Source organism: Brevibacillus sp. SIMBA_040, from assembly GCF_046535075.1.
Classification (GTDB): domain Bacteria; phylum Bacillota; class Bacilli; order Brevibacillales; family Brevibacillaceae; genus Brevibacillus.
Genome location: NZ_JAWRXI010000017.1, coordinates 47,951 through 71,714 on the forward strand (window position 1 = coordinate 47,951; position 23,764 = coordinate 71,714).

The following is a 23,764-nucleotide window of genomic DNA, read 5'->3' on the forward strand; positions in this document are numbered from 1 at the left end:
TGGGAAGCTCGTCGAATACTGTGCTTTCGTTTTGTTACCCTTGCATGATCGCTTTGTTCTTCTCAAAAAAACGAGCCGGGGCATTCGAAAAAAAAGGCTCCAGAAGGTCAGATAATCCGACTTTCTGGACAGCCTCTTTTAGCGCTTTTTGTCTTTATATTTTCCGTTTATAATTAAACATGTTTTTAATTTCCTTGTAGGTACGAAAAGGCTTGCTCATCACACGATAAGGGAGTGAAAACAGGAAATGAGGTAAGTTTTCCCCAGCCTCGTTTTTGAAGCGTTTTGGCTTGCTAAAGACTCGTTCCATATAATTCAAGTAAAGCTCTCTTTGTATTTCTGATCCGCGCGAATGTGATTTTTCACATTCCACACAACGAATCTGATACAGGATTTTATCTACATAGGTTACTTCATGTTCAGTATCATCCATACAAGTGTCACAAAACAGAGTCGTTCTCATTTTATCCTCTTTCACTTATGCTCACCTCCTTCGCCTTTTCCAGCAACACTTCTGCCAAATATTCGTCTATGATCAACTTGTCGAAATAATTGCCTTGCAAACTGGCCCAAACCGCGTCCAGCTTATTGCTTCCGGAAACGACTCCCACGACGGTTGGAATATGCTTCAGTTCGTCCAGCTCAATCCCGATGACGCGATTATTCAAATCGTTATGGATGGGTTTACCGGTTTTATCGATAAAGCGTGAACTGATATCCCCAACCGCTTTGCCTTCCTGTAATTGACAAAGATCCTCTTCCTTAAGATATCCCATTTCTGTCATGGTCGATTCATACGGATTGCCAATCCCGACGATGGCAAGCTCTACTTGTCGAGCCTCCTCCAAAATCGAGCGAACGTCCGGAGAGTCTACCAGCTGTCTTTTTAGCTCCATGGAATCTGCGATAGCTGGAGCATAAAGAAACTCACAGCTTGCACCAAGTTTTTTTGAAAATTCATAGGCGAGCTGATTAGAGTGAATTTCGATTCGATGACGGCCGATCCCGCCTACCAGAGGGTATACTTTCATCTTATGGTGTCTCTCGAACGGGTATTCATTAACGAGGTGGTACAGTGTTGTCCCCCAAGAGATTCCGATCCTCCGTTTGTTGCGAATCCACTTGGGCAGGTACTGGGCAGCTGCTTTGGCTACTTGTTGTTTGATCACTTCTTCATTTTTGTTCCCATATGACGGGACTACAATGACTTCATCCAGACGTAGTGCTGCTTCCAGCTGCTGCTCCAGCTCCACCATGCTCATCGTTTCATCACGGATATAAATTTCTACGATGCCGGTATCTTTGGCACGCTGCAGCATCTTGGAAATCACCGGACGGGAAACGCCCAGCTTTTTAGCAATTTCTGCTTGTGTGAGTCCTGTCAAATAGTATAATTTTGCGACTCGTACCATTTCGCGTTTTTCTGTCCAGTTATCCATACGTATCCCTCATTAAAAACGTTACTATGCTCTTCTACGTTACATATTATAACAGATTTGTTCCTCTTTATAGAAAGGAAAGAGGAAGACATATTTATGCCTTCCTTCCCCTCTACCTATTTAATTCCCATTATCCATTTGCTCACGCAGTCGCAGAATAGTGGTTTGCTCGGTAAATTCAATATCATCCAGAGTAATAATGGTCCCTTGTTCCACTTCTTTTTTCAAGCGAATGTGTGGCCCAATCAAGCCGATTGGCAGTGCGTTCTGCTCACGCTTGTCTGCTGCTGACACAATCTTGCCATAAGCGGAGAATCCGCCGATGCCGTCCATCGCTTCCCCGGCTTTCAGCTGTTTCTTTGCTACCGCTACAGTCTCTGCTACCATGCCGTAGTAAGGCGCGATCGTCGCCTCCTTCTGTAGATATGCGCGTGCAATAGACAAAGGAGTTTCCAGGCTAGTCAAATGATACGGGCGATACAAGACGTAATTTGGACCTGCGCCCATCTTCAGATATTTCATGGTGTCGTGCACTTCTTGCATCGCGGATGAAATGATCGCAAACACGCCTGGGGCAACGCCGTCCACATAATCGACAATCTTTGTGCGACCAAGCATACCGCCCTGTTCAGCAAGTGAGAAGAGGCCTGGCAGCTCTTCTAATCGAGCTTTTCGCCCATGCATACCGGGAATGTCAGGAACAAATCCCGTGGCATTGGCTACTGCTGTCATTTCCACCATCGTTTTGGTACCGTCCTGAAACGATGCGAGCATCTTGGGACTCGATCCTTTTAGAGCGGCTTCTGCACGAGCTGTGTCTGGATTGGCGTGGACGTTCAAGGCATTGTTTTTTCCTTTTCCCAACGCGATAATCTCGAAACCCAATGCGTCTGCGAAGTCATGGAGCTCCATAATCGCGCCAGGCTCATCCCCTGCCGAGCCTGTATAGATAACACCTGCTTCATCTGCCTGCTGCTTCAGGAGTGGTCCGATGGTGATATCTGCTTCGACGTTCAGCATAACAATATGCTTCTTATGTCGGATCGCTTCCCATGCGACCTTGGCACCAATCTCCGGCATCCCAGTCGCATCGACAATCACATCGACATTCGCTAGCTGAGGAATCAGCTCTGCATCCGTCGTTACGACCGAATGTCCGGAAGCAATCGCCTTATCCGCTTTGTCGAGGTCTTGCGTCTCCGTGATTCGGCTTTCAGATACTCCTGCCTTGCGATAGGCGGCTTTTATATTCTCAGGGAACAAATCAGCCGTGATCACCACGGACATCCCTTTCATTCCTTCGATTTGTGAGATCAGTCCGCGACCCATTTGGCCGGCGCCGACCAGACCGACGCGAATGCAGCCTCCCTCTTTCTCTAATGCTGCCAGTCGTCTATTGAATCCCAACATGGTGTCTCTCCCTCTCTTTTCTATAGTAGGTGTTGTGATTTACGGACGGAAAAAGGCAACCTTGACCCCAATCACTAAAGAAGGAAGGGTAGCGTCTTCGACATGAATCATCCCAGGCAGCTGCGGGGCAGCACTTCCATCCGCTTTTACAGTGCAATGACCAATGGTTTGTAAGGTTTCGTTTGCTTTTTCTCCGACTGAAGTAACACGCAGATGCAGGTCACCAATCTGGAAAATATCGCCTGGCTCGATGCTTGCGAATTGATCGGATTTGGTGTGCAGCACGGCAATATCGCGCAGCTCATCTGGAGCATCTTCATTGAAAAGAATAACTGTATTCTCTTTAAGGAAATCTGGAACCAAATCTCCGATGGAAACGATCGTGCTGGTAAACAAGGTGTTCATGTGTACCCTCCTGATTATGGATTACTCGGTATAAAGCCCAAAGCTTGCCACGTAAGCGATAACTACTGCGATCGGTCCCGTAATTTGGCGAGACATGAGAACGGCGGGCACCCCCACTTCGATCGTCTCTGGTTTTGCTTCTCCCAGTGTCAGTCCCACCGGAACAAAGTCGCATCCAACCTGAGGATTGATGGCGAACAGAGCCGGCAGCGCCAGTTGCGGCGGGATTGTACCACGTCCGATTTCCACCCCTACCAGCACGCCTACGACTTGTGCAATAACCGCCCCCGGCCCAAGCAACGGAGACAAGAAGGGAAGTGCGCAAACGATGGAGATGATCAAAAGACCGATCAAATTCCCAGCCAGTGGTTTAATAATATTTGCCATGACATCCCCAATTCCGGTGAACAGGATGATCCCGATCAGTGTACTTACAAAAGCCATGAACGGCAAAATATTGCGCAATACTTGATCGACTGTGTCGCGCCCGGCCTGATAAAAGGTGCTGACTACCCCACCCATCAAACGACCGACTTTTTCGATGAAGCCGGTTTTTCTTGGCGGCTGATTGCTTTGCATGCTCGCTACTTTGGCACGCGCTTCGGCTTTCAGCTCCTGTGCCGATTTCTTTTGTTGATCGCCAGCTGTGCTGACAGCAGCCGAAGCTACTTCATTCGTCAGTTCGACGTTGTTCACTTTTACGCCAGAAACAAAGTTGGTTTCCTTAATAAAGTTAATCAACGGTCCGGATGGTGACGATGCCATTACGTCGACTGTCAAGACTCCCAGCTTAGGATAAACACCAATTCGAGCCGTTCCACCGCAGTCAATGATGACGCATGCCATTTCATCAGGCTCTACTTTGTTAGTAAAGCCATCTACTGCAATACCGCCTGTCAGCTCAGCAATTCGCGCCGCTACAGGGTGAATGCCACCACCTGTAATCGAAGCAATATATGGTTTCTCATCCGTAGGCAGGATCGTAAGTGGTCCTCCCCAACCGCTGGACGCTTTTGTTACTTGCACCGCACGATAGTTGCTCATCCTGTGTCTCCCCTTTCCGCTTCTATGCCGCTGCCTGCATCTCGCGGCGCTTCATCATCATTTTGGTGATATATTCCGTTACGATACCGCGAATCAAGATGATGACGATCGCAACCAAGAAGTAGCGAATAGCGAGTGGTCCAAGAGACAGACCAAGCTGAGTGATTCCGGTGGCGATGCCCATATACACGAACAGCTCAGACGCATTCGCATGTGGGAACAATCCCGTGATCGGATGGCAGAACGATACAGCCGAATCGTAGAAGGCTGGCTTCTGGTGTTCAGGCAAGAACTTGCCGAATGTATAAGCCATTGGATTAGTCAGGAAAAACATGGATAAGACCGGAAAGAGGGTATAGCGCAAAATAATGTTGCCGGTGCATTTAGAAGCAAACCGTTCGATGCGTTCTTCTCCCACAAATTTGATGAAGGCGTTTACAGCTGTGATCAAGCAAATCAACGTAGGGATGATGCCTGTCACCAGCCCTATGAAGGTCTTGCCCCCCTCTTGAAACATGCCGATGAATCCCTCTGCAAGATGAACAAAAAAGTCCATTTACCCATACCTCCCCTAGAAAATGATGCAAAAAAACCAGATGGTCATCCATCTGGCCCGCGGCCCAACATTTTTATCCAATTTGTGGTTGATTGTCTTGCTGCTGTTTGGCCTGCGCGGCCCAGATTTGGTCAATCGCCATTCGAAGTGCCGTTTGCACAGGATGCTTTTGATACTGTGACGCACTTTCATACAAGCTGTCGATCGGTTTTCCAATCGGCTCATTGTACGGACGAAAGCGGGAAAATACGCTAATGCCAGACATTCGCTTGCAATTCGTTACGTTTCCCTGCACATCCGTTACCAAAATGATGACGGCACCTACTCCAAAACGGCGTTTGTTCACCCCAACTCCCAGGTACCCGCTTGGTTGCCGTTGCATCTCGCGTAACTCCCGGTAGTAGTGGCGGGATTGCAGCTGAGTGAAGACGACCTGTAATATCCAAAGCCCCGCAAACAGCAGAACAACGTATCCCCAAGAAGCCAAGTGACCACCTCTCTTTACAAATGTTCTTAATAGTTACAATTGTAAATTGAAACCGTTTTCATGTCAAATGTAATCTTTTTTTAGGAGTGGATTCCTTTTCCCAACCATTTTGCTGCAACCTCCATGAGACTCTCGGAGACGGTTGGATGTGGGTAAATCATTTCTGCTACATCGTCAACAGTTGCTTCCAAGCTCAAGAACGCCGTGCCAGCCGCAATCATTTCCGTGACATGAGGGCCAACCATCACGATTCCCAGTACTTCGCCGTAAGTCTCTTCCGCAATGAGCTTGGTAAAGCCGCCATTTTCATCAGAAGCCAACGCCTTGCCGTTTCCGCTGTGTTGATAGACACTCGTTTTCACAGTATAGCCACGCGCTTTCGCCTCTTCCTCACTCAAGCCTACGCTCGAAATCTCAGGATGAGTATAAATGCAGCGAGGGACCGCTCTATCATTCACTTTTTCTCTACCACCTGCTGCATTGATAGCGGCTATCTGCCCTTCTGCACTCGCAGCATGCGCGAGCTGCCATCCACCGATCACATCACCTGCAGCAAAAATTCCTGGGATGCTTGTTTCCAGATATTCATTTACTTTGACAAATGGACCACTAAGCTCCAGGTTCAACTGGCTAAAAGCAGATAGATTCGGTTTACGTCCCACTGCTACGAGCAAAGCTTCACACGAAACCGTTTGTGTGTCACCACTTGTATTCTCGGCAGTTACTTGAATTCCCTTGCTTGTTTGGGTTACCGAGGTGACCTTCAATCCAGTCCCCAGGGTGACGCCTTTGCTGCGCAGAGATTTGGACAATACGCTCGATGCATCTGCATCCTCCAGAGGGATAAGACGATCTGCCATTTCGACAATCGTCACTTTCGCACCTAAGCTGGCAAAAATGCAGGCAAATTCCACCCCTATAAAACCACCGCCGAGAATGGCGATGGACTCTGGCACCTGCTCGATATCAAATATTGTATCGCTTGTATAGAAAGGCACATCCGCTAATCCCGGAATGGGCGGAACCGCTGGTGTAGAGCCAGTAGCGAGAATGATAGAGCTAGCCTGGATCGTTTGGACTTCTTCTCCGATCCGAACGCGGATGCTTTTATCTGCGTTCACCTCGCCAAAGCCTTGGAGCAAATCAATTTTTCCTGCCTTTAGCAAGGACGTGATCCCTGTTCTTAGGCGCATGATGACCTGATTTTTACGAGCCATCATTTTCTCCATGGAAAAAGTGACTTCGCCTGTCTCGATTCCCCAGCTGGAAGCCTTGCGAATTTGATCGATGACACCTGCACTATGCAGCAGCGTCTTCGACGGAATGCAGCCCCGGTTCAGGCAAGTCCCTCCCACGAAGTCTGCTTCAATCAGCGCGACCCGCTTCCCTTCCTTGGAAGCTCGGATGGCAGCCACATACCCTGCTGGCCCTCCACCTATAACTGCGATATCGTATGTTTGCATGGTTGTTTGCTCCTCCTTTTACGCCAGCAGATGATAGGGTGATTCCAGCAATTCTTTGATCTCTTGCAAAAATGCAGCCGCAGGTGCCCCGTCCATAACACGATGGTCAAATGACAGGGAAAGAGACATCATCGGTCGTAGTACGATCTGTCCATTTACACCCACTGGCTTCTCATGGATTCTTCCCACTCCAAGAATGGCACTCTCTGGCTGATTGATTATCGGTGTAAACACATCAATTGCATACATCCCAAGGTTGCTGATCGTAAACGTGCCACCGCGCATATCATCCGGAAGCAGACGACCATCACGAGCCAATCCAGCGAGCCGCTTTGTCTCAGTAGTCAAATGTGCGAGCCCTTTTTGATCCGCCTGTTTGATTACGGGTACGAGCAATCCGTCTGTCACCGCGACAGCCACACCGATATTGATGGTCTCATGAAGCTGGATCACATCACCTTTGAGTGATGCATTTACTTTCGGATGGCGAGCTAATGCCATGGCGACAGCTTTTATAATAATTTCCGTGTAGGACAAGCGATGTCCGGTCAATTTCTCGATCGTAGGCAGCAAAGTAGAACGTACTTCGATTACCTGGCTCATCTCTGCTTCCGTTGAGAGAGTCACGTGAGGAGCGGTGTACGCACTCGCTACCATACGCTCTGCAATAACCTTGCGCATGCCTTCCACTTTCACTTGTTGACCTGGCAAGCTTGTCACTGATCCCGTACTTGTGGAAGCTGATTTGGCAGAGTTCGCAGAAAGAGTATGTTCGATATCTGCCTTTTGGACGCGGCCATTTGGACCGGAACCATTCACTTGTCCCAGATCGATTCCGTTCTCCCGTGCCATTCGGCGAGCGACAGGAGTTGCCCTGATTTTCTTGTCTAGGACTTCATTAGCTTGTGTTTCTTCCTTGGACGGTTGAGCGTCCGGGGCTTCTGCCTCTTCCTGACCCGCACTAAATTCTAACGGAGGAGGTGTATTCGGTACATTTTCGTTTGCTTCTCCTACGTATCCGATCACTTGATTCACTGGAACGACTTGGTCCGCGCCATAGTAAATTTTCAGGAGTGTTCCGGTCGTGTACGATTCTACTTCGATGTTGATTTTATCCGTCAAAACTTCCAGCAGGACGTCACCTTCACGAACCTGGTCCCCTTCTTGCTTGAACCATTGGATGACTGTTCCGGTTTCCATTGTCATACTCAGTTTTGGCATAAATACGGCAGTTGCCATGATGTTCGACCCCTCCTATGTCAGCGGCGGAAAACTGTCTCTTTTACCGCTTGGATGATATCAAGTTCTTGTGGTATGGCTGCTTTTTCGAGGATAGGATTGTACGGAATTGGCACCGATTTGCCCCCTAAACGCTTGATTGGCGCATCCAAATAATCAAAGGCTTCGCTCTCAGCGATCAAGCTTGCGATTTCCCCACCAAACCCGCCACGCTTTACCGCCTCATGAACGACAACAAGTCGCCCGGTCTTTTTCACCGATTCCACGATTGTCTCGATGTCCAGAGGAACGAGCGTACGTGGATCGATGATCTCTACGTTGATCCCGTCTTTTTCCAATTCGACTGCTGCCTGTAATGCCTTATGAACCATAATCGCGGTAGCCACGATGGTCACATCCGTACCGGAACGCTTGATATCTGCTTTCCCGATTGGCAAGCTGTACGTCTCCTCAGGCACATGACCTTTTGTCCGGTAAAGGAGCTTGTGCTCGTAAAAGATTACAGGATTGTCGTCATCGATTGCAGCTTTCAGCAACCCTTTTGCATCATAGGCGGTAGACGGCTGGATAACTTTTAACCCCGGAATATGTGCCATCCAGGCTTCCAGGCTCTGCGAGTGCTGGGCAGCTGCTCCTGTACCTGAACCGGATGGTGTCCGCAGTACGAGCGGCACTTTTCCTTTGCCACCAAACATATAGCGGTTCTTCGCAGCCTGGTTTACGATTTGATCAGTCGCAATCGTGATGAAATCGGAGAACTGCAGCTCCACGATGGGCCGCATACCTGTCATGGCTGCTCCAACCGCAGCACCAGCGATTGCTGCTTCCGAGATCGGCGTATTTCGAACGCGTTCTTTGCCAAATTCTTCGAGCATCCCGCGAGTGACCCCAAACGCCCCTCCATACAAACCAATATCTTCACCCATGATAAATACGTCTTCATTTACGCGCATTTCCTGACTCATGCATTCGCGTACCGCTTCCAAATAAGTAAGCTCTCTCATCGTTGACACTTTATATCCCTCCCTCGCCTATGCGTAGACGTCTTCTTCTAGAATTTCGAGCGGCGGCATCGGGCTTTCCTCAGCAAACTTGACCGCGTTTTCAATTTCTTGTCTTGCATCTGCTTCCAGCTGTGCTGCTTCCTGCTCGCTTACGATCCCTTCACTGATCAGAACACGCTTCATCCGCTCAATCGGATCACGGTTGTTGCGCCAATCCATTTCCTCTTCACGTGTACGATATTTTTTCGCATCGCTCTTGGAGTGGCCTTTCCAGCGATAGGTCTTGGCTTCGATCAGCGTTGGACCTTCTCCTCGCCGTGCTCGTTCCACTGCTTCATGAGTCACTTTCATCATGGCAAAAATGTCATTGCCGTCTACCACTTTGCCAGGAATGCCATACGCTGCTGCACGATCCGCGATGTTCGCGACTTTCACCATGTCCTTGACCGGGCCTGACATCCCGTATTGATTATTTTCACAAACAAAGACGACAGGAAGGTTCCAGATCGCCGCCATATTGACCGCTTCGTGAAAGCTGCCTTCATTGGTAGCGCCATCTCCGAAAAAGCACACGGTCACATAGCCCAGCTTTTTCATCTGGGAAGTAAGAGCTGATCCGACAGCGATCGGAATCCCCCCGCCAACAATGCCGTTTGCTCCCAAATTGCCTTTATCCACATCCGCTATGTGCATCGATCCGCCTTTACCACGGCAATATCCCGTTTCTCGGCCGAATAGCTCTGCCATCATTCGATTGGCTTCTGCACCCTTGGCGATGCAATGACCATGTCCACGGTGCGTGCTAGTGATCTTGTCCCGGTCTTCTAAAACCGCAATGGCACCTGCTGCGGACGCTTCCTGTCCCACACACAGGTGAGTCGTTCCATGGATCAGTCCTTTGGCAAAAAACTCATCTACCTTCTCGTCGAAAAAGCGGATCAGCCACATTTGATGATACAGCTCCACCAGCTTTTTCTCGGTAATCATGGGTGGAACGTTTATGTTAGTAATCAAAGTCCTCTCCTCCTCGGATATGCCAGTCTCAACAGGCTTGTATGAAGAAAAAACGGACCAGATGGAGGTTTGATTCCCCCACCTGACCCGTGGTCCAAGCGTCGTAGTGCGTATAGAGTTTATTGGTTAACAGCTGCCTGCTTCAGGTCCCGCTCGTATTCCTCGCGCGACATCTTGGTGATCGAGATAATGAAAACCTCGTCTTTTCCTTCGCAAACCAGCTTTTCGTGTTCAAACAGTTTGTATACCTTTGCTCCGGGAGTTATCTTTTCAATCGGCTTCATGCACGTCACCTCCGGATATTTTTACATTTGTTCCTTATGGTTACATTTGTAATTCATTATAAATATTCTGATTACGTAGTCAAGGGTCAAATGTTTATTCTTCCCCAAACTTTCTCTCAATTAAAGAGGTGAGAGCATCGATTGCTTCAGCTTCATCTGGACCTATCGCTCTCAGAGTAAAAACGGTACCCATCGTTGCCGCCAGCGATAAAACGTTGATGATACTCTTCGCATTCGCGACTTTTGTCCCCACCAAGATCGTGATCTCTGACTCGAAACGGGCAGCCAGTTTGACAAACTCAGATGCGGGACGAGCGTGAAGTCCTGTTTTATTTAGAATCGTCACTTGTTTTTCCATGGAAATCCTCCTCGATTACTGTTCAAGCTTCATGAAGGTCTGTAAATCAGGTGGCACATTCGCTTCTTCGTGCTCGTGTAAAAATTGGTACAGCTCCTCTACGGCTAGTTGGCATGTCTCCGTGATGGCAAGCATGAACACTTGACGTACAAAGTATCCCGCTTCCCATTCAATTGGCTGTGCGAGATTGGCAATCGCGATACCCGGTCTGATCGTTTGTGTCGTATCGGCATGTGGGATCGCTGTTCCAAACAGGCATGTGTTCCCTATTTTTTCGCGTTCCCACACTTTGCCCTCGAAGCCTGCCTCAACGAAACCGTGCTCTCTCAGCCGTTGCGCAAGGACAGTGATCACCTGCTGCTTCGTAGACAGCTCCAAATCATCACAGACCAATTCCGGGTAGAGTAGATCGCGCAATCCATGTGAGCGGGGGACCAATGCTGGCTGGAGTGTCCGATTGGCCACGAGCAACAATCGTTTGATAAAGCTGATGCCGGACTCGTCCACAATCTCTTTTATCGAAATAAACGGAATGCCATCCAGCATGGGATTCACCGTACCGACAACAGCAAAGATGTGATACTTCTCCAACCATTCCTTATACTGCTTTCGAATCGAAAGCGAGCTTGCCTGTAAAATGGTGACCTGCTCCACAGCAGTCTCCAGCTTTTCTTGTAAAAGCTGATCCAATCTTTTTGCGGCACCTTTACCCGTGATGCAAATGGTAACAATCGCTACTGGCTTGGGGGCGAGCGACTGGATCGAATGAAGAGATTTGACAGGCAAGTGTTGGCTCTGGTCCACGATTTGCTCAAGCGATTCACTGGAGTAGAGACATTTTCTGATGACCTCGATCACGAGAGTAGTCGTCACATTGGGCAGGACCTTTACTCGTACACCGCTTCGCCTATTCCATTCCTCTTCACTCAGCAGATTGCTCCCCATATCTGCCAGCAAAATGACCCCTTCTCCTTGATCCGCTTGCTGGATCATTGTACTGATTCGCTCGACTGACACAGCCAGATCATCGTTCCAATACAGCTCGACTGCCTGTGCATGCTTTCGTTCAAACAGGCGGGAAGCGACGTCGACCATGCTTTTGGCTACCAGTCCATACGAAGTGATGATTACACCAATCATTGGCTTCGGCTCTGTATAGATCGAGCACTGCTTGACGTACATGGCGAGAACAGACACTTCTTTTACAGGCAATGATATTCCATAGCTGGTTTGGATCACCTTTGCCATTTCCAGCGCTACTTTGAACTCCATCGACTCCTGATCAGTTTCGATCCAGCTATCCATTTCTTTCGTATCCGGCCATCTCTCCAACAGTCCATGCAAATGAATGGCGAGAGCATAGGAGATCCGTTGGTAATCCAGGGTAATGTGGCGCTCCGCGATCCAGAGCATTTGTTCCACAGCTTGAACAACCTGATCCCCGACTAGTTTGACCAGCTGCTGCAAGCGCAGCGAGCGTTTTTCTTCTTCGCCTGTGAATGGCTCCATCCGTGTATCCAGTTCCTTGTTTACGATGAGCTCGATCAATTCTTCGCTTTGACCTTGATTTTTGAGATTTTGATAGCGCTCTACCACCCAATCATAGAGATGCTGGGGAGAATCCTCGACTATCTCTGCTCCCACCAGATCGGAGCGTTGGCCGGGGACAAATAGGAACTGGTCTTTTTTTAGCATTGGCAGCTCTGGTGCCAGCTCGGCTGATTGCTGGTGACTGGCGACGTGCATAGGCAAATCATATCGATCGACCTGAACAGCCGCCTTTTCGACCTGATGAATCGTTTTCAAAAAGGCTTTCGCCAACAAGACACGAATATCACTGTGCAGCTGCCCCATATTTGCAGGACAATCATAGGTCAAAAGGGAGGCGATCACATCCTTTTGGACGACAACCTCTCTGCCAATACGGTCTGTCTCTTCATTCAAATAATGGAAAATCAGAGATAGACGCTCCTGTTGTGTCCATTCGGAGAGAGAGGGTAGCTCTATCGTCATGGGAATCCGTCTACGCAACGTCAACAACAGGCTTGATTCGGGGGCCTCTGTCGTCGCACCGACGATCAGTATGGTCGCCTTTTGCTGGAACTGGACCTCTCCCAAACGTCGATATACGCCTTTGTCGATCAGATAAAAGAGATTTTCCTGCCCTTCCGGCGGCAATCGATGAATTTCATCCAAAAACAGAATTCCACCGTCTGCCTGGTCCACTAACCCGGGCTTATCTTGCTGGGCACCAGTAAACGCTCCCTTTACATACCCGAATAGCTGGGAAAGCAACAGCTGCGGATTTTTGGCATAATCGGCGCAGTTAAAAATAACAAATGGTGCGTTTTTCTTCATCACCTGCTGCTCGATTGCAAATTGGTACATCGCTTCCGCCATTCGGCTCTTGCCCACACCTGTCGCTCCAAAAAAGAGAGTATGAAGTCCGTGTGGTGGATAGAGAACTGCTGCTTGCGCTTGTTGAATAGCCGCTTTCAGCGTACTCTTTGCTCCTATCAGACTGGCGAAGGTAACCGCCTGGCTGGCCTTCCGCGTTTTTTGGCGAGCATGGTCATCTATGTTTGGAGTTTCACCTGAGAACGCTTCCATTTTGCTTCGTAATTGATGAACCATGAAACGAGATACATCAAAGCCTTGTTCGTTCAAACGGCTCGTTAGCTCTCGGCTCGTCATGTTCGGTGAAGAATGTAAAAGTTTCTCCATATCCTTGAGCAAGAGAGGCTGCCTTCTTTTGCGTGAGTCGGGAACCTGGAGTTTATGGCGAAGCAGCGTTACCTCATCTCGACGAATTCCCATCTGACGCGCAATCTGCTCATCGGTATACGGAACTTTTTTATCCTCTTGATCAATAATCTGCTTGATGCGTTCCTCCATAACATCCCCCCACAATCTATTACAAGCAAGTATCATACCAGTCCGTTCAAGTCGTAAAATACCTTTTAATCCGGTCTACATTTTCTACCGTACCACAAATACGAAAGCAAACCAGAATATTCTGTGGTAGTTTTTGTGAGGTTTTTCCCACAATTTATTCCTTTCCATTGACGACCATTGTCAGAAAATATATGATACATGTATTCAAATCCTTTGGATCATGGGTCAGGGAGGTACTTCCCTGGCCTTTTTTGCATGCTTTTTGCCATTTTGCACTGGAGGGATACGATGATAAAAGGAATTGCAGCCTCACCCGGTTATGCAGCAGAACGTGTTTTTGTACTGAAAGAGGCGGAGCTGGTTATTCCCAGCGAGATGATTGCTGCCGCCCAGGCAGATCTAGAACAACAAAAGCTTCGTGAGGTTCTTGAGCAAGTGAAAATTGAAATCGCTGTCACGCGGGAGACTGTGAGACAGCGTATAGGTGAGCATGAGTGCGCGATCTTCGACTCCCATCTCATGATTTTGGATGATCCAACCCTCGTACAAGAGATGGACAAGGAAATCAGCGGCGAAAACAAGAATGCAGTCTGGGCAGCTTATCACGTCTTTTCAGGACATATCGCATTTTTTGAACAACTGGATGATGAATATTTGCGGGAACGGGCAGCTGACTTCAAAGACCTGCGAGATAAAATTGCGCGGAAAATGCTTGGCATCGCAGATTCTTCGCTAGATCAGATCGAGCGCCCCGTCATCCTGATTACACACGACTTGACCCCTTCTCAAACAGCGCGATTGAAACCGGAATGGGTCAAAGGGATTGTTACAGAGATTGGCGGCACCACCAGTCACTCCGCCATTTTGGCACGCACGCTGCAAATCCCCGCCGTTGTGGGGTGTGGCAGCATTTTAGATTACATCACAAATGATACGACGCTTGCCCTGGATGGGAATACGGGAGAGCTGCAACTCAATCCAGATGCCGAGCAAATCAATAGGTACCAGCGCTTGCAGCGGGAATATGTAGAAGAACTAGCAGTCCTGCGAGATGCTGCACACGCACCTGCTCACACGTCAGACGGCAAGTTGATTGAAGTGGCGGGCAACATCGGAACTCCAGAGGATTGCAAAGCCGTACTTGCAAACGGCGGAGACGGGATTGGCTTATTTCGATCGGAGTTTTTATTTCTGGAGCGGGAACAAATGCCCAGTGAGGACGAGCAATTTGAGGCATACGCGGCAGTTGCCCGTGAAATGGCGGGACGCCCAGTCATTATTCGCACCATGGACATTGGAGGAGACAAACAATTACCGTACCTGCAGATGGAGCCTGAAGAGAATCCGTTTCTCGGGTTTCGAGCCATCCGCTTGTGTCTTTCTGAAAAAGAGATGTTTTTGACGCAGCTGCGAGCAATTCTTCGCGCCTCCCTTTTCGGGAATGTAAAAGTCATGTTCCCGATGATCGCGACTGTCGAGGAGCTTCTAGAGGCAAAAGCGTTATGGGAGCTGGCCAAAGAGCAGCTAGCAGCAAGACAAGCTTCTTTCGCTGAACAAATCGAGACAGGGATTATGATTGAAGTCCCCTCTGCTGCGCTGATTGTCGATCAACTGGCGCCACATGTTGACTTTTTCAGCATCGGCTCCAATGACTTGATCCAATATACCTTTGCTGCTGACCGCATGAATCAAAAGGTAGGCTATCTGTACAACCCTGGTCATCCCGCGATCCTCCGTTTGATCGGCAAAGTGGTACAGGATGCGCACGCACAAGGCAAATGGGTCGGAGTTTGTGGCGAAATGGCCGGTGATCCTAACTATGCCAAAGAGCTGGTCGCACTCGGTGTTGACGAATTAAGCATGACTCCTTCGTCTATTCCTAAAATGAAGCAAGAGATTAAACAGATGGTCGTTCATAGTAAATAACGGGATAGACAGCAGTAGCCGTGGGCTTGTAAGAAAGTCCATCGCTGCTGCTGTTTTTCGTCAGCTTGCCATACCAAAACGAAACACCCTGCACGTGCGCAAAGGCAACGTACAGGGTGTTTTTGAAGTGCGCGTTATATTGCTTTGTTAACCGTATTAGCAGCGGCTATTCGATGTTTGCGCTGTACCAGGTAAGCGACGATCAAACCGATAATGGCTATTCCAATAATACCCACATAGCCTAACTTTGCGCCAAAAAGGAAGATCGCGGTAGTCGGAACAGCACCGTCCACGAGTGATGAAATCGCACTGGCGCCATCCGGGAATTTGAAGCCTGCGTTCTGTGCTGCTTTTGTGAACAGCGGTGAAATGTAAGTCGCTAACAGCAAACCGAATGCAAGTGAGATGGTCGCACCGATTACTGTCCGGATCACATTCCCTTTGAAAATCGGCACCATGAGGCAGACGATGAATGGAATGGTCGCCAGATCACCGAAAGGAAGCACTTTGTTGCCTGGCATCAAAACGGCCAACCCCAGCACAATCGGAATCATTACTAGCGAAGCAGCAATGGTAGCCGGATGCCCAACCGCCAATGCTGCATCCATTCCGATGTGGACTTCTCGCCCAGGAAAGCGCTTACGGACAAAATCGCCAGCAGCCTCCGAGATCGGCATCAGACCTTCCATCAAAATACTTACCATCCGCGGGAGAATGAGCATAACCGCTGCTGTTTTTACACCTAAGTCAAGAACCTTGGGCAAGTCCCAACCTGCCAAAAGGGCGATAATAAAGCCTAAAATGAGTCCAAGAACTGTCGATTCCCCTAGAAGCCCTAGGCGTTTTTGAATGGTCTCAGGGTCAGCTTTCAGGTTGCGGAAGCCCGGAATACGGTTAAACAATTTTTCCAGTGGCAATGCGATCAAGTAGTATGGCGTCGCAGTTCCGTGTGTAAACGAAATGTTCGCATATCCATAGTAGCTGGAGACATGCTTGGACGTCAGATCCGCCAGGACGAGCAGGATGATTGCGTGAGCGATTGAAGTCAGGATGCCAAGCGTAATGTTGTTGGACATGACAGCAACCAATGAACCCGTAAAAGCGATATGCCACAGATTCCACAAATCGATATTGAGCGTTCGGGTCAAGCCTAATACAAGCATCCCGAGATTGACAGCAAGTCCGATCGGAATCGCAAGTGCGCCTACTGCCGAGCCGAATGCAATCGCCGATGTAGCTGGCCAGCCCACATCAATAATCGTAAGCTGGATTCCCAAATTTTTCACCATATCCTGTGCGGCAGGCCCCAAGCTACCCATTAGCAAGCCGATCACAAGGTTGATCCCAATGAAGCCAATCCCTACTGTAAGGCCAGCACGGAAGGCTTCACCTGGCTTCGTTTTCAGGATAATCCCAAACAAGAAGATGAGAACCGGTAAAACAACCGAAGGGCCAAGGTCAACGAGGTATTTGATAACGTCCATAGTGAACCTCCTCTGAAAGGCAGATAGTCACATTACATTTTTAGTCTTGCTTCTATTTCATCATATACTTGCTCTTTCCCGATCCCCGTTAACAAAGGCACAGCATTGATAACTTTATCGACCATGGAAGGGGGTACTGCTGTTGTGGAAATAATCAGATCATATTGACCCGCTTTGTTCAAAACGTCACTGACCTTGGATTGTTCCAACGTTGCTTCGATGCTTTTGTCCCGTAAAAACGCTTTCAATTTTTGCATCACTATCGTCGATGTTGCTACTCCTGTCCCACAAATCACAAGTACTTTTTTCTTGTTCATAGTTTCTCCTCCACTTGCACCAGTTGGCCCAGTACGTTCCAGACGTCTTCTGTTCCCTGTGCATCCATAATTTGTCGCATATTTGCCTGATCTTGTATCAGATTCATGATCTGTTCCAGAATGACCAGCTGTGTTTCTCCCCGTTCCGGTGCAAGTAAAAACACCAATTGTACCGAAATATCGTCTGTTGGGTCAGCCATGTTACGAAACGCTACTCCTTTTCGTGCCACACCAAGTGCAATTGCGGGTTGCTTGACGTAGTTCTCAGGATCCGCATGCGGGATCGCGACATTCACTTCTCCCGTGTATAATCCGGTGGGAAATGCTTGTTCGCGTTTACGCACTGCTTCCATATACTCGATACTAATTGCACCCGTCTGAATCAACATGTCTCCCAATTGATGCAACACTTCCGCTTGGTCCACTGATTCTTCAAATATGCGGATATGGTCCTTACCAATATATTCTGACAAACTCACTATTTTATTGCACCTCCTCTATCCTTACCTTTTGCAAATGCTATGCCAACCTAAAAAAACGTGAAACGTCACTTGTAGCAAGCGTTCACGTCATTTTACACAATTTCTAACGATTCTTACACATTATATCCAGCAGGGTTTGTGGGTGATTTTGTTCTTACCCGCTCCATTATACTGGGTGCATGAAAAAGACCGACCTTATTAGGTCGGCTAGTTTGGCAAGCTCTTCTCCTGCTACTTCTTAATAATGTTTACATCATCAAATGTATTGCCAGTCTTCGCTTTCTTAAAGAGATAGGTATACAATTTGATATATTGCCCAACCAAAATAGCATTAATGATGGTACCCTCACGAATGAACATAATTTCACTCAAGAAAATCAGTCCGATACATGCTGATACGACAAGCAAGGAACAATCGAAAGCTGTTTTTATATTTCCCCATTTTTTCTTCGTTTTCTTAAACAGCGTATTCACAAACAAATCAACAGGGATCAGAACGAGGTTCGCCTGAATCATCAGGAATAATCCAAACGCTAACGCTGCATCAGCTACGACGAGAAGCATAACCTTTGCAGCATATACATCCAGCTTGATAAAGCTGGTGATAAGTAGGTTCAGGTCCAAAAACAAGCTGAGCGCCAAGGCCGGAATCAATCCAGCAAAGTACTTTAATTTAAAGTCCTTGGGCATCACTACATAAGCGAGAAACAGCATGAGGAGCTCCAGAAGAAAAGAGTACGTTCCTTGCGAAAACTCAGGAAAAATCACCGTCATCGTCCTCGTCAAACTGCTCTGAGGAGAGATACCAATGCCTGCCCGGATCGCCAAGCTAATGCCAAGAGTCAAAATATAAATACCAACTAATTGAACATTCCCACCACCTACGTTGTAAGCGCCTATGGTGGGGGATTCTTGCGAACAGAGGTGTATCCCCTCTTTATTAGCAAGCGATCCCTGCCGTTCCGACAGTTTAGTTGACGATTGCCAACAAGCGTAAGCCTTCTTGCTGAATGTTCATACTTGCGTTGTGGTCACGGTCATGATACCTTCCGCAGGATGGACACTCCCATTCTCGTAACGACAGATTCTTCACATCTGTGTTGCGATACCCACATACTGAGCAAAGCTGACTGGATGGGTAGTTTTTCGCCACAACACTGATCGTGCGACCATACCATTTCGCTTTGTACGCCAGCATCGTGCGACACGTTGCCCATGATACTTCTGAGATTGCTTTTGCCAGTTTGTGATTCTTTACCATATGGACGACTTGCAAATCTTCGAGGCAGATGGTTTGGTTTTCACGAATCCACTTCGAGGTAATTTGGTGCAAGAAGTCTTGCCGCGAATGGGCAATCTTCTCATGGATCAAGGCAACTTTTTTCTTGGCACGATGCCAATTGGAACCACCTTGCTTCCGACGAGCCAAGATACGTTGCCAGCGTGCCAGTTGTTTTTCTCGTTTCTTCAGATGTTTCGGATTGGCAATGACTTCGCCGTTGGAACAGACCGCAAACTCCTTCAGACCCAGATCTATGCCGATCGCATTGTCTTTTTGGGGAAGAGGCTGAACATCGCATTCACAAAGGATGGCGACGAAGTATTTGTCTGTGGCATTTCGCCTAACGGTAACGGAGAGGATGCGCCCTTCGATATTACGTGATTTAGCAAAATGAATCCATCCGAGCTTGGGCAATTTGAGTTGATTGCCTGCGATAGCAATATTACCATTTGTGTGTTTGGTCGTGTAGGATTGTACAGGATTTTTTCGACTTTTTAAACGAGGCTTGTCGTTTTGTTTACGAAAGAAGCGTTCGAAAGCATCTGAAACGTTTCGCACAGCCGATTGCAACGCGGTACTCTCTGCTTCTGTTAGCCACGGAAAGTGTTTCTTCAAGGTGGGGATTTGGATCGCACAAGAATGATACGACAAGCCTTTACCTGTCTCTTGAAAGGTTTCGTTCCATTTTGCTACGAAGTGATTAAAAACAAAGCGAGAGCATCCCATATTCTTATGGATGAGTGCAGCTTGTTCAGGTGAAGGATAGATGCGAAAGCGAAAGGCTTTGTGAACGAGGATGGAAATCACCTCCTTTGGAAGTAGTTTCCTATGATTGTAGCACAAATGTTCGGTCTCCTACAAAAAAAGCCGATAACAGTTTTGATATATAAGTAGAGCTAAGCTCTGGACTTATCGAAGGAAGCTGTTAGAAAAGAGTTAAACGTTTAACTAAAGGTGTATAAAAAACTTACTTTGTCCTCTTCTTCTTTTTTAAAATCGTTGGTCTTATGCTATCTATGCCGATCTCCGCTCTACAATAAACGGTTCCAATACAGTGATCGGTTCAAACTCTTGTTTTCGAATCTGGCTTAAAATAATCTCCGCACTTCTGATCCCTAATTCTCTGTTTTGCAAGTCTACACAAGTAAGCTCTGGGGTAGAAATTTGCGAGATGAGTGAATTCCCCAAGCTCAATACAGCCATATCCTCAGGTATACGAATATTCGCTTCCACCAATGCCTTGGTCAAATAAACGGCACTCAATTCATTCAGGACAAATACGCCATCAATCTGGTTTTCTTGAAGAGCTGGAACCAAGTCTTTTGGCAAGTCCATCCCGTCTGTGATTTCCATCAACAGGGGCTTCTCCTCGCTTTTGCTCGACGCATCGAAACCATCTAAAAAGTAGGCAAGCAGATGGTCAGGCAATTGCTTATGAACGAGAGCGATCCGATTCTTGCCTTTTGAGTACAAATACTCGACACCCAGCTTGCTTGCTTGAATTAAATCGGGGTACAACAGTGGATATCCGTCGTACGGAATGCATCTGTTGGCATATACAACGGGAATTTCCCATTCCAAAGCGCTGTGAATGCTTTCCTGAAAAGAGGTATCAGAAAATAGGCCAATAAAAATAATGCCTGCGATCATATTTTCACGCATTAGCTGAAGGATTTCGTCTTCACTCAAATTCAGATTATCAACTTCGTATATGTAGAGATTATAATGGTGCTTCCCTAATGTTTGACTGATGCCAGACGTGATCTCGGAATAATATAGGTTGTTAATCTTCGGCAGGATAACAGCTATATTATAGGTTTCCTTCCGTTTCAGTGCTTTTGCCACCACATTTCGTACATATCCAAGCTCTTTGATGGCAAACTGTATTCTTTCCTCGGTTTCTTTTTTCACGGTCATATCGGAGCTTAAATATCTGGAAACGGTACAAACGCTTACGTTAGCATGCTTTGCAATGTCTTTTAAAGTAGCCATTTGCCCCTCCTTGCCACTGGTAGGTTAAACGTTTAACCGTTGTTGTAGAATATATCATGCTAAAAACTTAATTGCAAGAAAATTCTACACACTATTTTCTTCGCAGCCAGGCAGCGGCAGCCACAGACCGAAAAATGAAGTCTTAGACTGACGCTACCACCTGGTAAGCTCTACAAGTCGTTTGAATTTGGGTTATTTTATTTGCGCTTAACGATATCCAGAAGCATCCGCCGGCTTTCCTGCTTCCTGCACTTCTACGATATACCGCCAGCTATCAGGCTGTGAGCCGTCAAGGTCATAAAAACCATACACTTGCGCGAGCTGACCGCTGGAAACAGAGTGTCCGTTCCATCGCCCGACCTCCGGATCTTTTGCCAGTGCAGCGACAGCGCGTCCAACAAAATGCGTGGATTCAGAAATGACAAAATGAGGCTCCTGAGCAGTAGCGTCTCGCCAGTTTTTCTCCTCAACACCAAAATGCTCAAGCATGATTTCCGACCGCATCCATCCCGGAGTCAATGCTACAGCCGTGCATTTATAGGGAGAAAGCTCATGGGCTAAAGACTTCGCCATGCGAATGACAGACGACTTTGCCAGATCGTAGAACAGCGATAAACGATAGTGGTTGTCGTTGTATTCTGCCGTTCCATCTGTTATCTCCACAACCAGACCGTTCTCGTTGCGTATTAACAAAGGTAGCGCGTAGTGGCTTGTAATAATATGTGTGTCAATCGCTAACCGAAGCTGGCGAAACCCGCGCTCAAGGGAGTGCTCCCAGACGGGCACGTTCCACTGTGTCAAATATTCGCCACCCCACACATCGTTGACCAGGATGTCCAATCTGCCCTGTTCTTCCTCAATCCGCGCGACGAGCGCCTGTACCTGCTCGGGCTGCAGATGATCTACTTGAACAGCTATCCCTCGTCCACCCGCGTTCGTTACTAGCTCGGCGGTTTCTTCAATCGTTTCAGGACGATTGTACTCGGAGCGTTGTGCCCTTGTCGTGCGCCCCGTCACATATACCGTTGCCCCAGCCGCTCCTAATTCAATTGCGATTCCTCTACCCGCTCCTCGTGTTGCACCTGCTACCAAAGCTACTTTTCCCTCTAAAGGTTTCATGATTTGTCGCTCCTTTCGCTGATCTCCCCCTTATTGTACGGTTTAAAACATGTCAGCTTATGTCATATTTATCATGGGTCAGTCGGAAAAAACTTTATTCGTATCGCTCATGAGCAAGTCATTTGCCAGAGATCCATTCTTCCTGCATGTTTTTGGCGATTCTAAGCTCGATAAAAAAGCGAGCAGCAGCGTGACAGCTTTTGTATCCTTTAACCTGTTAGGTGACTACATCGTTGAGCACCCGCGAGCTGGCGAGCTTCAGATCTTGGTAGGAGGGTTATTGTCTAATCGGGAGGCTCATTCCGTTGTTTGATGATAGGAGTAAAACAAGAGGCCCAACATGCGAAACAGAGGCAGTCCTGGACGAGAAAAGAAAGTCCTGGACTGCCTCTGTTTTTTAAACTTTCGTACTCCGTTAGCATGTAACAAACAGCATATACGTGATCGGCTCATCAAACCGGCATTTGAAGTATATTTTCGTCCGCCCTTCACGCAATGCCTGAATGATTGTATCTTTACCCGCTGCATTCAGATCAAAAAAGCGCGAATTCCCGATGGTCGGATATCCCGTACACGCGAGGACAAAAATTGTCCTGTACCCGCTTCACGATACATGACGATCTGTCCCCCATTCCTGGTTCCGCTCATCAAGCGAGATAGCAATAATACGGTCCAGCAGCTGTGTATAGGTCATCCCCGCTGCTGCTGCACTCTTCGGAAAAAGGCTGCCTACGGTCATTCCCGGCAAGGTATTTACCTCCAGCACATAAGGCGTATCCTGAGACAAGATGATATCGACCCTGGCATAGACCTTGCACTGTAGCTGCTGATAGCTGGCTAACGCCGCCTCACGCACACGCTGCTCTATAACGGGAGGAAGCTGGATGACTTTCTCCTCAGCCCCACCCACCTCGTATTTCGCTTTGAAATCAAACCACTCCGAATGCGCGGAGCGAATACCGATAATCGGCAGTACCTCGCCATCCATGATCGGGCAAGTCAGCTCCGTCCCTTTTATATAGGGCTCAATCAAAATTGCCTGACCCAAGCCGAAAGCTTCCTGAACAGCGGGCAGCAGCTCCATTTCATTTTGCACGGGCTGAACGCCGATACTCGATCCCCCTGTATTCGGCTTCACAATAACCGGGTAGCCAAGTTGCTCTACCGCCTGCGGATTATAGTCGTCCATCCCCTGCCAGCAAAAACCTGCAGGTGTATGCACGCCCACTGCCTTTAGGAGAATCTTGGACAGCTGCTTATTCATGCAAAGACTGCTTGCCAGAACTCCGCTTCCTGAATAGGGAATGTCCAGTGTCTCCAGCACTCCCTGCACTGTGCCGTCCTCGCCATATTGACCATGCAGCGCAAGTAGTGCGAAGTCGATGCCTGCCTGCTGAACCTGTGCGATTAAATCAGCTCGCCGCTCGATCACGATCGGAACCACATCGTAGCGACTGCGATCCAGATGTTTGACCATCTCTTGACCTGTCCACAGAGAAACCTCACGTTCAGAGGAAATACCGCCCATAATAACGCCTACTCTCATCATGACACCTCATTTTTT

General features: G+C 48.0%; 24 protein-coding genes. 2 read left to right on the forward strand and 22 right to left on the reverse strand.

The window, feature by feature from the left end:
• Positions 1-154 precede the first annotated feature (154 nt).
• From SB752_RS24210 to SB752_RS24275, 14 genes are all read right to left on the reverse strand, one after another.
• Positions 155-478: a hypothetical protein gene (locus SB752_RS24210; RefSeq protein WP_103109295.1), complete on the reverse strand. Its 324-nt coding sequence runs from the start codon at positions 476-478 to the stop codon at positions 155-157.
• A complete protein-coding gene (locus tag SB752_RS24215; RefSeq protein ID WP_410718081.1) occupies positions 465-1,439 on the reverse strand; it encodes a sugar-binding transcriptional regulator in 975 nt (324 codons plus the stop codon). Before SB752_RS24215 ends, SB752_RS24210 begins: the two co-directional genes overlap by 14 nt.
• A 120-nt stretch (positions 1,440-1,559) precedes the next feature.
• Positions 1,560-2,849 (reverse strand): NAD(P)H-dependent oxidoreductase, encoded by a 1,290-nt coding sequence (locus SB752_RS24220; RefSeq protein ID WP_410718082.1) that lies wholly within the window; start codon positions 2,847-2,849, stop codon positions 1,560-1,562.
• A 39-nt stretch (positions 2,850-2,888) separates the two neighbouring features.
• Positions 2,889-3,254, reverse strand: coding sequence for a PTS glucitol/sorbitol transporter subunit IIA (locus SB752_RS24225; protein WP_410718083.1), 366 nt, complete (start codon positions 3,252-3,254; stop codon positions 2,889-2,891).
• A gap of 21 nt (positions 3,255-3,275) precedes the next feature.
• On the reverse strand, positions 3,276-4,298 hold the full coding sequence (gene srlE, locus SB752_RS24230) for a PTS glucitol/sorbitol transporter subunit IIB (protein ID WP_410718084.1): 1,023 nt from the start codon (positions 4,296-4,298) through the stop codon (positions 3,276-3,278).
• A gap of 22 nt (positions 4,299-4,320) precedes the next feature.
• Entirely contained in the window at positions 4,321-4,854 is a 534-nt protein-coding gene (gene srlA / locus SB752_RS24235; RefSeq protein ID WP_103109290.1) for a PTS glucitol/sorbitol transporter subunit IIC, read from the reverse strand.
• 73 nt (positions 4,855-4,927) lie between these two features.
• Positions 4,928-5,341: a transcriptional regulator GutM gene (locus tag SB752_RS24240; RefSeq protein ID WP_410718085.1), complete on the reverse strand. Its 414-nt coding sequence runs from the start codon at positions 5,339-5,341 to the stop codon at positions 4,928-4,930.
• An 80-nt stretch (positions 5,342-5,421) separates the two neighbouring features.
• A complete protein-coding gene (gene lpdA / locus SB752_RS24245; RefSeq protein ID WP_410718086.1) occupies positions 5,422-6,804 on the reverse strand; it encodes a dihydrolipoyl dehydrogenase in 1,383 nt (460 codons plus the stop codon).
• Positions 6,805-6,822: 18 nt separating this feature from the next.
• Complete coding sequence (locus tag SB752_RS24250) at positions 6,823-8,043, reverse strand: dihydrolipoamide acetyltransferase family protein (RefSeq protein ID WP_410718087.1); 1,221 nt, start codon at positions 8,041-8,043, stop codon at positions 6,823-6,825.
• A gap of 20 nt (positions 8,044-8,063) precedes the next feature.
• Positions 8,064-9,047 (reverse strand): alpha-ketoacid dehydrogenase subunit beta, encoded by a 984-nt coding sequence (locus SB752_RS24255; protein ID WP_410718137.1) that lies wholly within the window; start codon positions 9,045-9,047, stop codon positions 8,064-8,066.
• 27 nt (positions 9,048-9,074) lie between these two features.
• A complete protein-coding gene (locus SB752_RS24260; RefSeq protein ID WP_410718088.1) occupies positions 9,075-10,061 on the reverse strand; it encodes a thiamine pyrophosphate-dependent dehydrogenase E1 component subunit alpha in 987 nt (328 codons plus the stop codon).
• Positions 10,062-10,180: 119 nt separating this feature from the next.
• Positions 10,181-10,345: a hypothetical protein gene (locus tag SB752_RS24265; protein WP_164684932.1), complete on the reverse strand. Its 165-nt coding sequence runs from the start codon at positions 10,343-10,345 to the stop codon at positions 10,181-10,183.
• Between the two features lie 94 nt (positions 10,346-10,439).
• On the reverse strand, positions 10,440-10,703 hold the full coding sequence (locus tag SB752_RS24270) for an HPr family phosphocarrier protein (RefSeq protein ID WP_410718089.1): 264 nt from the start codon (positions 10,701-10,703) through the stop codon (positions 10,440-10,442).
• A gap of 15 nt (positions 10,704-10,718) precedes the next feature.
• A complete protein-coding gene (locus SB752_RS24275) occupies positions 10,719-13,598 on the reverse strand; it encodes a sigma 54-interacting transcriptional regulator (protein WP_410718090.1) in 2,880 nt (959 codons plus the stop codon).
• Between the two features lie 288 nt (positions 13,599-13,886).
• Between SB752_RS24275 and ptsP the strand changes: the two genes are divergently transcribed.
• Positions 13,887-15,524 (forward strand): phosphoenolpyruvate--protein phosphotransferase, encoded by a 1,638-nt coding sequence (ptsP, locus tag SB752_RS24280; RefSeq protein ID WP_410718091.1) that lies wholly within the window; start codon positions 13,887-13,889, stop codon positions 15,522-15,524.
• A 134-nt stretch (positions 15,525-15,658) separates the two neighbouring features.
• Here the strand turns inward: ptsP and SB752_RS24285 are convergent, their stop codons facing one another.
• From SB752_RS24285 to SB752_RS24315, 7 genes are all read right to left on the reverse strand, one after another.
• Positions 15,659-17,008: a PTS galactitol transporter subunit IIC gene (locus SB752_RS24285; RefSeq protein ID WP_410718092.1), complete on the reverse strand. Its 1,350-nt coding sequence runs from the start codon at positions 17,006-17,008 to the stop codon at positions 15,659-15,661.
• A 32-nt stretch (positions 17,009-17,040) separates the two neighbouring features.
• On the reverse strand, positions 17,041-17,325 hold the full coding sequence (locus SB752_RS24290; protein WP_103109282.1) for a PTS sugar transporter subunit IIB: 285 nt from the start codon (positions 17,323-17,325) through the stop codon (positions 17,041-17,043).
• Positions 17,322-17,804 carry a PTS sugar transporter subunit IIA gene (locus SB752_RS24295; RefSeq protein WP_410718093.1) on the reverse strand — a complete coding sequence of 161 codons (483 nt, stop codon included), beginning with the start codon at positions 17,802-17,804 and terminating at the stop codon, positions 17,322-17,324. Before SB752_RS24295 ends, SB752_RS24290 begins: the two co-directional genes overlap by 4 nt.
• Before the next feature lie 234 nt (positions 17,805-18,038).
• Positions 18,039-18,776, reverse strand: a complete 738-nt coding sequence (locus SB752_RS24300) for a YczE/YyaS/YitT family protein (protein ID WP_410718138.1) — start codon at positions 18,774-18,776, stop codon at positions 18,039-18,041.
• Between the two features lies 1 nt (position 18,777).
• Entirely contained in the window at positions 18,778-19,887 is a 1,110-nt protein-coding gene (gene tnpB, locus SB752_RS24305; RefSeq protein WP_410718139.1) for an IS200/IS605 family element RNA-guided endonuclease TnpB, read from the reverse strand.
• A gap of 216 nt (positions 19,888-20,103) precedes the next feature.
• Positions 20,104-21,081, reverse strand: a complete 978-nt coding sequence (locus SB752_RS24310) for a LacI family DNA-binding transcriptional regulator (RefSeq protein WP_410718094.1) — start codon at positions 21,079-21,081, stop codon at positions 20,104-20,106.
• Positions 21,082-21,288: 207 nt separating this feature from the next.
• Positions 21,289-22,200 carry an SDR family oxidoreductase gene (locus SB752_RS24315; protein WP_410718095.1) on the reverse strand — a complete coding sequence of 304 codons (912 nt, stop codon included), beginning with the start codon at positions 22,198-22,200 and terminating at the stop codon, positions 21,289-21,291.
• A 49-nt stretch (positions 22,201-22,249) separates the two neighbouring features.
• Here SB752_RS24315 and SB752_RS24320 point away from each other — a divergent pair, with 49 nt between their 5' ends.
• Complete coding sequence (locus tag SB752_RS24320) at positions 22,250-22,513, forward strand: hypothetical protein (protein WP_410718096.1); 264 nt, start codon at positions 22,250-22,252, stop codon at positions 22,511-22,513.
• A 291-nt stretch (positions 22,514-22,804) separates the two neighbouring features.
• On the opposite strand, the gene SB752_RS24325 is transcribed toward SB752_RS24320, so the two are convergent.
• Positions 22,805-23,746 (reverse strand): D-alanine--D-alanine ligase, encoded by a 942-nt coding sequence (locus SB752_RS24325; protein ID WP_410718140.1) that lies wholly within the window; start codon positions 23,744-23,746, stop codon positions 22,805-22,807.
• Positions 23,747-23,764: the final 18 nt, after the last annotated feature.

Excerpts from the sequence above, each read along its gene's own strand:
- SB752_RS24215 (WP_410718081.1), bottom strand. The coding sequence starts at position 1,439 with ATGGATAACTGGACAGAAAAACGCGAAATGGTACGAGTCGCAAAATTA.
- SB752_RS24220 (WP_410718082.1), bottom strand. The coding sequence starts at position 2,849 with ATGTTGGGATTCAATAGACGACTGGCAGCATTAGAGAAAGAGGGAGGC.
- SB752_RS24225 (WP_410718083.1), bottom strand. The coding sequence starts at position 3,254 with ATGAACACCTTGTTTACCAGCACGATCGTTTCCATCGGAGATTTGGTT.
- srlE (WP_410718084.1), bottom strand. The coding sequence starts at position 4,298 with ATGAGCAACTATCGTGCGGTGCAAGTAACAAAAGCGTCCAGCGGTTGG.
- srlA (WP_103109290.1), bottom strand. The coding sequence starts at position 4,854 with ATGGACTTTTTTGTTCATCTTGCAGAGGGATTCATCGGCATGTTTCAA.
- lpdA (WP_410718086.1), bottom strand. The coding sequence starts at position 6,804 with ATGCAAACATACGATATCGCAGTTATAGGTGGAGGGCCAGCAGGGTAT.
- SB752_RS24250 (WP_410718087.1), bottom strand. The coding sequence starts at position 8,043 with ATGGCAACTGCCGTATTTATGCCAAAACTGAGTATGACAATGGAAACC.
- SB752_RS24255 (WP_410718137.1), bottom strand. The coding sequence starts at position 9,047 with ATGAGAGAGCTTACTTATTTGGAAGCGGTACGCGAATGCATGAGTCAG.
- SB752_RS24265 (WP_164684932.1), bottom strand. The coding sequence starts at position 10,345 with ATGAAGCCGATTGAAAAGATAACTCCCGGAGCAAAGGTATACAAACTG.
- SB752_RS24270 (WP_410718089.1), bottom strand. The coding sequence starts at position 10,703 with ATGGAAAAACAAGTGACGATTCTAAATAAAACAGGACTTCACGCTCGT.
- SB752_RS24275 (WP_410718090.1), bottom strand. The coding sequence starts at position 13,598 with ATGGAGGAACGCATCAAGCAGATTATTGATCAAGAGGATAAAAAAGTT.
- ptsP (WP_410718091.1), top strand. The coding sequence starts at position 13,887 with ATGATAAAAGGAATTGCAGCCTCACCCGGTTATGCAGCAGAACGTGTT.
- SB752_RS24285 (WP_410718092.1), bottom strand. The coding sequence starts at position 17,008 with ATGGACGTTATCAAATACCTCGTTGACCTTGGCCCTTCGGTTGTTTTA.
- SB752_RS24290 (WP_103109282.1), bottom strand. The coding sequence starts at position 17,325 with ATGAACAAGAAAAAAGTACTTGTGATTTGTGGGACAGGAGTAGCAACA.
- SB752_RS24310 (WP_410718094.1), bottom strand. The coding sequence starts at position 21,081 with ATGGCTACTTTAAAAGACATTGCAAAGCATGCTAACGTAAGCGTTTGT.
- SB752_RS24315 (WP_410718095.1), bottom strand. The coding sequence starts at position 22,200 with ATGAAACCTTTAGAGGGAAAAGTAGCTTTGGTAGCAGGTGCAACACGA.
- SB752_RS24320 (WP_410718096.1), top strand. The coding sequence starts at position 22,250 with ATGTCAGCTTATGTCATATTTATCATGGGTCAGTCGGAAAAAACTTTA.
- SB752_RS24325 (WP_410718140.1), bottom strand. The coding sequence starts at position 23,746 with ATGAGAGTAGGCGTTATTATGGGCGGTATTTCCTCTGAACGTGAGGTT.